The organism is Gulosibacter chungangensis, assembly GCF_008831155.1.
In the GTDB taxonomy this organism is placed as follows: Bacteria; Actinomycetota; Actinomycetes; order Actinomycetales; family Microbacteriaceae; genus Gulosibacter; species Gulosibacter chungangensis.
Genome location: NZ_WBKB01000002.1, coordinates 384,184 through 396,376 on the forward strand (window position 1 = coordinate 384,184; position 12,193 = coordinate 396,376).

10 protein-coding genes are annotated in these 12,193 nt (G+C 59.6%); 5 read left to right on the top strand and 5 right to left on the bottom strand.

Translation table 11 applies throughout. From position 1 onward, the window contains the following. The first annotated feature begins 69 nt into the window (after positions 1-69). From F8O05_RS05185 to F8O05_RS05195, 3 genes are read left to right on the top strand one after another with little or no spacing between them, the layout of a single operon-like run. Positions 70-747: an alanine racemase gene (locus F8O05_RS05185; RefSeq protein ID WP_192497040.1), complete on the top strand. Its 678-nt coding sequence runs from the start codon at positions 70-72 to the stop codon at positions 745-747. Then, positions 744-1,862: an alanine racemase gene (locus F8O05_RS05190; protein WP_158051675.1), complete on the top strand. Its 1,119-nt coding sequence runs from the start codon at positions 744-746 to the stop codon at positions 1,860-1,862. The genes F8O05_RS05185 and F8O05_RS05190 overlap by 4 nt, the downstream gene beginning before the upstream one ends. After that, positions 1,863-2,876, top strand: coding sequence for a sugar-transfer associated ATP-grasp domain-containing protein (locus F8O05_RS05195; protein WP_158051676.1), 1,014 nt, complete (start codon positions 1,863-1,865; stop codon positions 2,874-2,876). An 82-nt stretch (positions 2,877-2,958) separates the two neighbouring features. Here F8O05_RS05195 and ectB read toward each other — a convergent pair whose 3' ends face one another. The 5 genes from ectB to F8O05_RS05220 form a co-directional block, all read right to left on the bottom strand. Continuing rightward, positions 2,959-4,221 (bottom strand): diaminobutyrate--2-oxoglutarate transaminase, encoded by a 1,263-nt coding sequence (gene ectB, locus F8O05_RS05200; RefSeq protein WP_158051677.1) that lies wholly within the window; start codon positions 4,219-4,221, stop codon positions 2,959-2,961. Between the two features lie 110 nt (positions 4,222-4,331). Beyond that, positions 4,332-5,036, bottom strand: coding sequence for a coenzyme F420-0:L-glutamate ligase (locus tag F8O05_RS05205; protein WP_158051678.1), 705 nt, complete (start codon positions 5,034-5,036; stop codon positions 4,332-4,334). Positions 5,037-5,084: 48 nt separating this feature from the next. Next, positions 5,085-6,536 carry an RNA polymerase sigma factor gene (locus F8O05_RS05210; protein ID WP_158051679.1) on the bottom strand — a complete coding sequence of 484 codons (1,452 nt, stop codon included), beginning with the start codon at positions 6,534-6,536 and terminating at the stop codon, positions 5,085-5,087. Between the two features lie 151 nt (positions 6,537-6,687). Further along, the gene (locus tag F8O05_RS05215; protein WP_158051680.1) at positions 6,688-8,031 is read right to left on the bottom strand and encodes an MFS transporter; all 1,344 of its coding nucleotides are present in this window, start codon (positions 8,029-8,031) and stop codon (positions 6,688-6,690) included. A gap of 57 nt (positions 8,032-8,088) precedes the next feature. Then, positions 8,089-9,018: a proteasome assembly chaperone family protein gene (locus F8O05_RS05220; RefSeq protein WP_158051681.1), complete on the bottom strand. Its 930-nt coding sequence runs from the start codon at positions 9,016-9,018 to the stop codon at positions 8,089-8,091. 103 nt (positions 9,019-9,121) lie between these two features. Between F8O05_RS05220 and F8O05_RS05225 the strand changes: the two genes are divergently transcribed. Beyond that, a complete protein-coding gene (locus tag F8O05_RS05225; protein WP_158051682.1) occupies positions 9,122-10,600 on the top strand; it encodes a leucyl aminopeptidase in 1,479 nt (492 codons plus the stop codon). Between the two features lie 186 nt (positions 10,601-10,786). After that, positions 10,787-12,160 (top strand): dihydrolipoyl dehydrogenase, encoded by a 1,374-nt coding sequence (gene lpdA / locus F8O05_RS05230; protein WP_158051683.1) that lies wholly within the window; start codon positions 10,787-10,789, stop codon positions 12,158-12,160. Positions 12,161-12,193: the final 33 nt, after the last annotated feature.

The window sequence follows — 12,193 nt, forward strand, 5'->3', positions numbered from 1 at the left end:
CACACCGAAATTAGCGCCATGTCGCAACTGAAGCGATAGGATCGGCACTTCGGAAGGAACAGGATGAGCGTGACAGCACCCCCTCGAGTAGTCCGTATAGATATGACGGCGCTCGAACAGAATCTCCAGCGGCTCGCTCCCGAGGTCATTGATGTGCGTGCCGATGCCTATGGCCATGGCTTGAATAGGGTCCTCGCGACCGCCCGCGAAAGCCTTCCGGGGTTGCGCGGTGCCATTGTGAGTGAGGTGGAGCTCGCCAGCATCGATCGTGAGCTCTTGCACGGACTCGAGGTCAGCCATGCCGCTGATCCCCGCGTCGCGTCCGCGGCAGTGTATGGCCTGGACCCTAACGCGGACACTGTGCCGGTGATGGCCGTACGAGCACAGGTGGTGCTGCGGAAGCCCTTGAAAGCGGGCGAGGGCGTCTCCTACGGAGGTTCCTACCGGTGTGAAACCGATACGTCCATGGCACTGGTCGCGATTGGTTATTCTCAGGGCATTGCCCGCCGAGCGTCGAATCGCTGCTATGCCGCTGTGGCGGGGTCTCGCTGCCCCGTGGCGGGATCCATCTCAATGGATCTACTCAGCGTCGATGTTGGCGCATTACCGGTCGATCCCGGTGACTACGTAGAACTTTTCGGCAACCAGGTGCGCCTGACCGAGTGGTCGGCCGCCACTGGGATCGCTCCCCTGGCGCTCAGTAGCCGAATCCAACAGTCTGTTCCAAGAATCGAGGTGCGTGCATGACCGCTGTTGAACAGGCACAGTCTCGCGCGGTGCTGACCACCGATCTCGAAGCGATTGCCAAGAACCTGCGGAAACTGCGGGCTGATTTCGCACCCGCCCGCACGATGCTCGTGGTCAAGGCGGATGCATACGGTCACGGCCTCGTTGAGGTTACGAAGACCGCGATTGCCGAGGGCGTCACAGACTTTGCGGTGCTCGATATCGAAGCCGGTGCTGAGGCACGTCGGGCCGGTGCGGAAGGCACCATCTTCGCCTGGCGACTCACGCCCACGAGCGATCTTGCGCTCGCAAAGCGCGAGAAAATTGACCTCGGTGTGCAGAGCCTCGATCAGCTTGAATTGATTGCTGCCTCAGCGCCACTGGACGTGCCCGCGCGCATCCACCTCAAGCTTGATACTGGGCTCCACCGCGGCGGCGCGAACCCTGAAGAATGGGATGCGATCGTGGCCCGCGCCGTTGAGTTGGAGCGAGCCGGTGCCGTCGAAATTATCGGCGCTTGGACGCACTTCTCGGACAATACGATGGCTGAGGACGAGGCGTCCCTGGCGCTATTTCACCGGATGGTGCGCCGTGCGCAGCAGCAGGGCGCAAATTTCTCGGTGCTGCATGCCGCGGCGAGCGGCGCGGGGATTGACTTCCCCGAGTCACGGTTAGATTTTGTTCGACTCGGTCTTGGCGGATATGGAATCTCCCCCTTTGATGATCGCAGTGGCCTTGACCTTGGACTCTTTCCTGCCCTCACCCTCACCGCTCCGGTACGTGCGGTTGACGCCGATACCGCGACCGTTGCGATTGGCTATGGCGATGGCTTGCAAAGTGCCAGTGGTGTCGAAATGTGGCTCGCAATTAATGGCCAGCGGCATCCGATCCTCGCGGTCGGCGTTGACGAGACCACCGTCCGGAGGATTCCCGGTATCGAGATTGCTGCCAGTTCGGTAGCGTATTGCTTTGGAAATGGCGACCACGGTGAGGCAACCGCCGAGCAGTGGGCCGAAGCGTTTGGGACGGTGCCCGATGAGATCGTCACGGGTGTCACTGCAAGAGTGATGAGAACCTCCACCGCTCGAAATTCGGCCACCAGACCACACAGCAACGAAAATATAGAGAGCAGATAGTTGAGCAATCTTTCTACCCGCGTGGGGTATCTCATTGAGCGTGCCCGCGTATTGAATTTCGGGAGCGTCGTGGAACGCGCCAAGCAGACCGCGCAGCAGCATTCGAAGCGCTGGCCCATCGTGCTTGGCGACATGCTGATCGAATCCGCGGTCCACGGCACCAACTTCCAGGATTATGTCGACTGGGACTTCGCGCGGCTCAAGAACAAGGAACGACGCACCTACCTCACGAACGGCATCAGCGCCTACATCGTCGAGAAATACAACGATCCCGAGTACTTCAAATACCTCGAAGACAAGGTGGAGTTCAACAAGCGCTTCGGCGAGTATCTCCACCGGGAATGGTTCCTGGTAACCGAGCACACGGCCGAAGAACTGCGGGAATTCTTAACCCGACAGGAAAAGGTCATCGCGAAGGTTCCGGTGAGCAACTCCGGCTACGGCGTTGACCTGTACTTTGCGAAGGATGTTGAGAACTGGGAAGAGTTCCGCGAGTTTCTGATCAAGCGCGATCAGATCCTGCTCGAGGAATACATCATCCAGCACGATGCCCTCGCTGCGGTTGCACCGGGAGTGGTGAACACCACTCGCGTGACCAGCTTCTTCAAGGATGGGGAGTTCAACGTCGTCTCCTTCGCGCAGAAGTTCGGCGTTGGTAACGGTGCGAGTGACCAACAGTCCTTTGGCGGCTTCTTCGTGTTGCTGGATGAAAAGGGACACGCGGTGAGCCCCGGTTACGGTTCGCACCAGCACATTTACGCCAACCACCCGGAGACCGGAGCGTCAATTCCGGACTTCCAGCTCCCGCAGGTGGAAGACGTGCTGGCCCTCTGTGAGGAAGTCGCAAGGCAGATTCCCGAGATTCCCTATATTGCATGGGATGTTGTCGTGACACCTAAGGGCCCGGTGATCGTTGAGGGTAACCGCACCCCCGGCGCCTACGAAAACAAGCCCACGGCCACCGGCGTGTGGACGGGCTCACTCCCCCGCGTGCGCGAGTTCATCGACATCTAAACTTCCCGCACACGCGTTTGCCAAGCTGCAACAAGCGAGGGGCCCGGTTCAATTGAACCGGGCCCCTCGCTTGTTCGATGGGTTAGGCGGCCGCTACTGCGTTATCAACAGCCTGGTCGAGGAGATCCAGCCCCCTATTGAGGGTTTCATCGTCACCGATGAGTGCGGGCATCACCTTGACGACCTCATCGTGGGCACCGCTGACCTCGATGACGAGGCCGAGCTTGAACGCCTCGCGGGAGATCGCCGAACCGAGGTCGTTGTTCTGCTCAGACACCAGACCTCGCAGCAGGCCTAAGCCGCGCACGGAGAATTTTCCTTCGTGGCGAGCAGCGATCGCGTTGAGTCGGTCAACCACGATCTCCGAGCGGTGCGCAATGAGCTTCTCGGTGGTGTCATCGGACCAGAACTCTTCGAGTGAACGAGCCGCACCGACGAAGGCAATCGAGTTGCCGCGGAAGGTGCCGGTGTGCATCCCGGGCTTCCAGACGTCGAACTCGGGACGAATCAGTACCAGCGACATCGGGAACCCATAGCCGGAAATCGACTTTGAGAGCGTCACAATGTCGGGCACGATCCCGGCGTGTTCGAAGCTAAAGAATTTACCGGAGCGACCCACACCGATCTGGATATCGTCAACGATAAGCACGATTCCCTTTTCGGTGCACAGCTCACGAAGCTCCTGCAGCCATTGGTTGCTGGCAACATTGATGCCGCCTTCACCCTGGACGGTCTCCACGATAACTGCCGCTGGGAGATCAAGCCCGCTCGAGGGGTCTTCGATGTGCTTGCGGAGTAGGGCGACGGTGTTAATTTCCTCACCGTAGTAGCCGTCATAGGGGTGGAAGACGACATCGCTCAGCGGAACGCCCGCAGCATCCCGATACCAGCTGTTCGCGGTTGCGGCGAGAGCCCCCAGTGAAAGTCCGTGATATCCGTGTGTGAAAGCGACGATGGTACTCCGGCCGGTTGCCAGGCGCGCCACCTTCATCGCGGATTCAACGGCGTTCGCGCCGGTGGGGCCGGAAAACTGCAGTTTGTACTCGAGCCCACGGGGAGCCAGGATGTTGTCCCGGAACAGTTCGAGGAAACGCTTCTTGATCGAGGTTGCCATGTCCAGCGCGTGCTGGATTTTGTTCCCGCTGAGGTACTCAACGATCGACTTCTGCAGGACCGGGTGATTGTGACCGTAGTTTAGGGTGCCCGCGCCGCAGAAGAAGTCAATGTATTCGCGGCCTGCTTCATCGGTGAGGATGGAGCCCTGTGCGGTGTCGAACACCGTCGGGAATGCGCGAACATAGCTGCGTACTTCAGATTCCATAGTGGCGAAGACAGAGAGATCCACAACCACTCCTTTCATCATTAGCTTTGGCGGAGAGCTGTTCCCCGCCAAGCGAATTCAAGTCTCTACCCTAGCTACCCTCCCGCCGATCGGCTGGGAGGGTAGCTAGGTGATTAGTGGGTGGATTCGGGCTGTCGGAGTACACCCATCGGAGTCGACTGGTGGCCCTGACCGAGCGGATTGTCCTTGAGGACGCGTACCCAGTGGTCATTGAGATCCGCATCGAGGGTGGAGCCGAGGATGTTGCCGCCAATGTCGTTAATGTCGACAATGAGCACCTCAACCTTGTTCCCCAGCAGAATTTTCAGGTCCTGTGCAACAAGCTGCGGCGTCGCGGGACCGAGCACCACCGACTTGTTGTACGGCGGAATCGTTCCCGAGGTGGGGCCGTCAATCGCGCGTGCCTTTTCGCCGGCGATGCGATAGAAGTCACCCTTGCGGCCCATGGGCTTCGTGACCGCTGCCGCGGCAGCGGCGAAGAGGATGCGTGGAGTGCCGCACTCCTGCAGCGCCATTTCCATGGTCTCTGGCATGCCGAGACCAATCCCGTGCGGAGTCTTGGTGACGTACTTCGCGAGGAAGTTCGCAAGCGGTCGCGGCTCAATCTCCTCAAGCAACATCGAACGGCCCTGCGTGATCGCGACGATCTTTTCCGTCACGAACAGCACATCACCTTCCTGTACGACCGGTTCGGCGTACTTCCGAATAACCTGGCGAAGGTCGTCATCGGGCATCACGACATGGGTCTTGATGGGGATGCGCTGATAGGTCTTTCCGTCAACGGTCGATTCAAGGGTTTTGCCGTCGTTCGGCTGCATAGTCCTACTTTTCCTTCGAGGTCGTTCGAATGCGAGCTGCCCTAGAGATTACTCGAGGTAATCGCGCAGAGATTGAGAACGCGACGGGTGGCGCAGCTTTGCCATCGTCTTCGACTCGATCTGACGGATTCGCTCTCGAGTTACCCCAAACGTTTCACCGATCTGGTCGAGGGTCTTCGGCATGCCATCGCCAAGGCCGAAGCGCATCCGGATTACGCCGGCTTCGCGTTCAGAGAGCGAATCGAGCAGCGACTCCAACTGGCGCTGCAGCATGGTGAAGCTCACCGCGTCGGCCGGTACGACCGCTTCGGTGTCTTCGATGAGGTCACCGAATTCCGAATCGCCATCTTCACCGAGCGGGGTGTGCAGCGAAATTGGTTCGCGGCCGTACTTCTGCACCTCGACGACCTTTTCGGGGGTCATGTCGAGTTCGTGAGCCAGCTCTTCCGGGGTCGGTTCGCGGCCGAGGTCCTGCAGCATCTGCCGCTGTACGCGGGCGAGCTTATTGATGACTTCCACCATGTGCACCGGGATACGGATGGTACGTGCCTGGTCGGCCATGGCTCGGGTGATCGCCTGACGGATCCACCAGGTGGCATAGGTCGAGAACTTGAAGCCCTTGGTGTAGTCGAACTTCTCGACCGCACGGATGAGACCGAGGTTACCTTCCTGAATCAGGTCGAGGAACTGCATCCCACGGCCCGTATAGCGCTTCGCGAGAGAGACCACCAGACGAAGGTTAGCGCCGAGCAGGTGGCTCTTCGCGCGCTTGCCGTCGCGCATGATCCACTTGTATTCACGCTTGAGCTTTGGCTCGAGATCTGGATTCCGTAAGAGCTTGTCTTCGGCGTATAGACCGGCCTCGATACGCATCGCGAGGTCGACCTCTTCCGCAGCGTTCAGCAGCGGCACCTTACCGATCTGCTTGAGGTAGTCCTTCACCGGGTCAGCGGTGGCACCGGTGATCTGTGCGGAATACACCGGCGTGTCGTCGTCATCGGTGTTCTTCAAGACGAGTGCGCCGGCAGCCTTCACTGCAGATTCTGCCTTTACGGCATCCTCTTCCGGGTCCTCTGACTTCTCGTCGCGCTTGCCGAGGTCGTCATCATCGTCTTCCTCAGCGTGCTTTTCGTCGTCCTCAGAGGTCTCCAGGTCATCCTGGTCGACTTCGTGATCCTCGTCGAGGTCGATCACGACGTTCTCGTCGTCCTCGACATCGTCTTCACCGAGGCCCACGTCAGCCTTCTTAGCGGCTGTACCCTTGGCACCGCTCTTCTGAGCACCAGGCTTCGAGGCCTTGGCGGTGCCGCCTTCACCGGACTGGAACGCCAGTACGGCGTCGACAAGTTCGGCCTTCTTGAGTCCGGTCGTTCCGGCGAGACCAATTTCCTTTGCAAGCGTTCGCAGGTCAACAACCTTCATCGCGTTCAGCTCGGATTTAGAGTGCGTCATAGATTGTGCTGCCGAATCGTTAGCAGCGCCCTTCTTCGTTGTTGCCATGATCAACCCCTTCGCGTGGTTTTGGGCAAAAGGAATGCCCAAGTCAAGTTCTGCACGCGGCAGCACCTGTTGGGACAGACAACAAGTATTACACGTGGGCGGCGGGTTTTATTCCCGCGGCCCGCCAATTCGCTCTGACCGGACCGATTCGCTAGCGCTTTCGACGCCAGCGGCGCACGACGGCCGTCCACAATGGACCAACGACAACGCCCTCTTCTGCGGCGATTCGATTACGTGCTCGGTGCCGCTCTAACAACAAGCCAATCAGCCCAAGTCCGGTGACGATGGGGATCGCCCACATGGCAATCTGAAATGCGCTCCAATCGCGAACGCCGCCGTTGAGGTGGGTACCGAGGTCAACCCCCAACCCAACCAGGAGGAAGGTGACCGCGCTCGCCGTAAAACCGCCCACATTTACAATTCCCGAAGCCGAACCGTAGCTGGATACGGGGTTGAAGGTCCGCGCAAAATCAAAGCCAATCGTGGATCCGGTCGACCCCACGCCCATGACCGCCAACACCACAATGAAGAACCACAGCGGCGGTTGCCCAGGCCACAGCACCAGGATGATCCACCCGGCGGTGACCGCCAGCGCTGCGGCCATCACAATATTGGATCGACGCAGTGGGAACCGTGCCGTCAAAATCCCGAGCAGCGGCCCACAGGCTATGCCCGCCACTACGGGTATCAGCAGGAGTGAGGACGCCAGCGGAGTGCTTAGACCGAGCCCTTCAACCATGAGCGGATACCCCCACAACAGCGCAAAGATTGTCGCGGGAAACTGCGTGGTGAAGTGCGCCCAAAACCCGAGCCTTGTTCCGGGACGCGCGAAGGCCTCCCCCAGTTTCACGAAGGCACCGCGAAGCGACACCGGGCGCGATTCGAAGCGTCGGTTCGGAGAGTCACGCAATACGAGTGAGGCGACGATCACCACAATCACTGCCAAGGAAGCTGCCGAGAGAAAGGAGACCGTCCAGCCGCTAATTCCGAGCAAGATGGCGAAGGGTATTGACGAGAGGAACTGGCCAATCTGGCCGCCTGAGGCAAAGATCTGCTGCATGATCGGCACCTTGCGAGGCTTGAACCAGGCGCCAATGATGCGCAATCCGGATACGAAGGTTGTCGCATCCCCGATCCCCACGAGTACGCGAGCAATAACCGCCAATTCCAACGTCGGCGCGTAGGCGAGCATGACCTGGGCCACGGTCATCAGGATTGCGCCCACCAAAATGAGACGCGCGGCACCGAAACGGTCCAATAGCATGCCCACCGGGATCTGCATGAGCGCGTACACGGCGACCTGGGTGATCGCGAGCGTGGATAGTGCCGTAGCGCTTGCATCAAAACGTTCTGCAGCCGCGACACCTGCCACCGCGAGGGAAGACCGCTGCGCGACCGCAACGAGGTAGGCCACGAGCACGACGGTAAAAATGATGCCGGGCAGGCGCCTGGGGATTTGGCTGAGGGACTGGGTCGTTGGAATGGCTGCGGTCACACCAACAGTCTTACACCCAAAATGTGTTGTGCGCGGTTTGTCTCGAGGGTGCCAGAGCTATGAGTCCTGGTCCTGGTCGTGATCCCGATCGCGTCGTGCCGAGAGGTATCGCTCGAGTTCGGCGGCAATATCGTCTGCGGTGGGGAGTTCACCGTCCGCATCGGCGAAGGGGTTCTCTTGCGGGGTACCTTTGAGGAAACCGTCATGCTGGTTCTCTAAGAGCGATATCAACCGCTGCACTTCCTCGTTGCCGGCAATCTGTTCATCCACTTCGGCGCGGAACACCCGGTCGCGTTCGCGCAGGTCTTCCGTGGGGATGAGCAGTCCGGTTGCGGTGCCGAGCGCTTCAAGAAGCTTCAGTGGCCCCGCGGGAACAACCCCATCCGCTAAGTAATGCGGGACTAACACGACGAGGCTCGCCACCGGGTCGTCGGCTTCCATCAACTCATGTTCGAGTAAGTGCAAAGCGTGCGCGGGTGCTTCCACTCGCGCCTTCCATACTGAGAGTTGTTCGACGATGTCCTGTCGGTTTCCGGTGGCGGTAAGCCGCAGCGGCCGGGTGTGCGGGACCGGCATCGGAATGGCGTGCGCCCAGGTGGTGGTACTCACGGCGAAGTGACTGACTAGTGCCATCACGATCTTGGTGAATTCCTCCCAGCGGAAGTCTGGCTCGTAGCCGCTGAGCAGTAGGTATTTTTGGCCTATTGAGTCGCGTAGCATCCGCAAATCGAGCCTCGGGATGCGATACCCGCGGACTTCTGAACCGTCGATCGTGACGATGGGACGACGAGCGCGGTAGTCAAGCAGCGCATCCGGGCTGAAGGTGGCTACGACTTCGGCCTGACCGTGCTCAATCATGGTCTCCATCGTCTGCCGAACTGTGGCGCCGGAATCTCGATAGCCAGTGAGCAATACGACAAGCGGGAGCCCTGCGGGGACATCTGCCCACGCACTATCCGGTCGAAAAATCGCTCCCTGAGCACCCATGGTCCCCATCGTACGGGTCACGGCCTTGATTGCAGTGAGTGTTTCGCTCGCGGCGTGGCACAAGTCCCGATGAACTCAGCGAACTATATATAAGGTCGAAATCATGACCAATGTAGATTTTGTTCTAGACGCGAAACCATATGCTGCCGACACGCTCACCGTGGTACCCGTGCTGCAGGGTGAAGAGTTGGAGCTACTCGGCTCTTCCGACCTCGGTCTCGACGCGGAGCGCCTTGCGGCGCTTAACGTGAGCGCAAAAGCCGGCGCAACCCAGCGCATCCTTGTCGCTGCCGAGCATGGCGAGGGAGAAGCGCCGGTACTCCTGCTCGGAATTGGCGACGAGCGAACCCGCGAGTCACTTCGCCGTGCGGCGGGCGTTGCCGCGCGTGCGCTGAGCAATGTCAGTGACGTGACCTACGACTTGGCTGACGTTACCGCCGAAGAAGTGGAAGCGATCGCCACCGGTCATGCACTCGGTGGATATGTCTTCGACCGGTTTAAGTCGGCGCCGTCCGATGAAGCTGATTCAACCAGCGGGCAGCGCGTGGCGATTAATGCAGCTCCTGCTGAGGGCCAGGCTGCGCTGGCAAAGGCACGAGTCGTGAGCGAATCAGTCGCGCTGACTCGTAACCTCGTCAATACTCCCCCGAATGCCCTCGTGCCAGAAGAATTTGCGGACCGGGTGGCGGCTGAATTCGCCGATTCGGCGGTCTCGGTCGAGGTGTGGGACGAACCGCGACTTATCGAAGAAGGTTGCGGCGGCATCACTGGGGTCGGTCAGGGCTCGGCAAATGCTCCGCGATTGGTTCACCTGGAGTACACGCCGGAGAACCCGAAAGCCTATGTTGCGCTTGTCGGTAAGGGCATTACGTTCGACTCAGGAGGGCTTTCGCTCAAGCCGGCGGCATCCATGGTGGGCATGAAATTTGACATGTCGGGCGCTGCCTCGGTTGTCGGTGTCATCCGTGCGGTGGCTGCTCTGGAGCTCCCTGTCCGAGTGAGTGGTTGGTGCGCACTCGCCGAAAACATGCCGTCTGCTACGGCACTGAAACCGGACGACGTCATCACGATGCGCTCGAAGACTACCGTGGAAGTTACGAACACCGACGCCGAGGGAAGACTGGTCTTGGCTGATGCGCTCGCCTTGGCTTCAGAACAGCAACCCGATGTGATCATCGACATTGCCACGCTGACCGGTGCGCAGGTAATCGCGCTCGGAGATCGCACCACTGGCCTCATGGGTAACGAGGAACAGTGGCGCGAGCGCATCCTGAATGCGGCACGCACTGCGGGTGAGCCGACGTGGTCCATGCCAATTCCGGAAGAGATCGCCGAAAAGCTCGATTCGAATGTTGCCGACATTGTGAATGCCAAGCCGGGCGATCGTGCTGGCGGGATGCTCTTTGCCGCGGCTTTCCTCGAAAAGTTCATTGGCAAGGATGCTGAGGAGCAGTCGATCCCGTGGGTCCACCTTGACATTGCGGGGCCGGCTGACACGAAGTCCGCGTACGGCTATGTGCCTAAGGGCGCCTCGGGTGTCCCGGTGCGAACGCTCATCGAAGCGATTGCGGCGATTGCCTAAATCGACTCAGCGCACGTAGGTAGTTAATGGACTAGATCCATCATTAGCAGGCCTCGCCTCACTTATGGCGAACCCAAGATTCTTCATAACTGAGGTGTAGGCTTGCCTGTGGCTTTCGCCGCGCTTTTGCAGCAGGTAACCCCTGGTGCATGCGAACTGTTCGACTCTTATAGGGGAGCTTTCCGGGTGTCAGATCAAAACTTTGACCTTGTTGTCCTCGGCGGTGGTAGCGCAGGCTACGCTGCCGCCATCCGCGCTACACAGTTGGGCATGACCGCCGCTGTGATCGAGAAGGACAAGCTGGGTGGTACCTGCTTACACCGAGGGTGCATCCCAACCAAGGCGATGGTGCACAGTGCCGAACTCGCCGAGTCGGTTGCCGAGGGTGCTCGCGTTGGTGTCAACCTCACCCTTGACGGTGTGGATGCGGAAAAGGTAGCGGCATTCCGTGACGATATTGTCACCGGTAAATTTAAGGGGCTGCAGGGCCTACTCAAGGCGAAGAAGGTTTCGGTCATCAACGGTGAAGGCCGACTGACCTCCTCGACCACCGTGCAGGTCGGTACCGACACCATCACGGCGAAGAACATCGTGCTTGCCACCGGTTCCTACTCGAAGACCATTCCCGGTCTCGAAATCACCGGCAACGTCATCACCTCGGATCAGGCACTCCAGATGAACTGGATCCCGAAGCGCGCGGTCGTGCTCGGCGGTGGCGTGATCGGCCTCGAGTTCGCTAGCTTGTGGCGCTCTTTCGGTGCTGAGGTAACGATCATTGAGGGTCTGCCGCACCTTGCGCCCGCAGAAGATGAAGCGATCTCGAAGCAGCTCGAGCGTGCATACCGCAAGCGCGGCATCAACTTCCAGACCAACACGAAGTTCGATTCCGTCACCCAGGATGAATATGGCGTTCACGTCAAGACTGAAAAGGGTGAGGTTATCGATGGCGACGTTCTCCTCGTCGCAATCGGCCGCGGTCCGGTAACCGCGAATATCGGCCTCGAAGAAGTTGGAGTGCAGCTCGACCGCGGTTTTGTGACCGTTGACAAAACCCTGCAAACCACCGTCCCCGGCGTTTACGCAATCGGCGACATTGTTCCAGGGCTGCAGCTGGCACACCGCTCGTACCAGCACGGCATCTTCGTTGCCGAGCAGATCGCGGGTCAGAACCCCGTGCTCATTTCCGACGTGAACATCCCCAAGGTGACCTACTCGGAGCCGCAGATTGGTTCAATCGGCCTTTCGGAAGCCAAGGCGAAGGAAGAGCACGGCGCCGATGCAATTGAGGCGTATGAGTACAACCTCGCTGGCAACGGCAAGAGCTCGATTCTCGGGACCAGCGGCTCAGTCAAGGTAGTCCGAGTCAAGGACGGCCCCGTCATTGGTATTCACATGATCGGTGGTCGCATCGGCGAGCTCATCGGTGAAGCGCAGCTGATTGTGAATTGGGACGCATATCCCGAGGACGTCGCACAGCTCGTGCACGCACACCCGACACAGAACGAGTCCCTGGGCGAGGCGATGCTCAAGCTCGCTGGCAAGCCCCTTCACGCGCTCTAAGCCGCGTACGCGATTTTTCAGAACTAGGAGAAA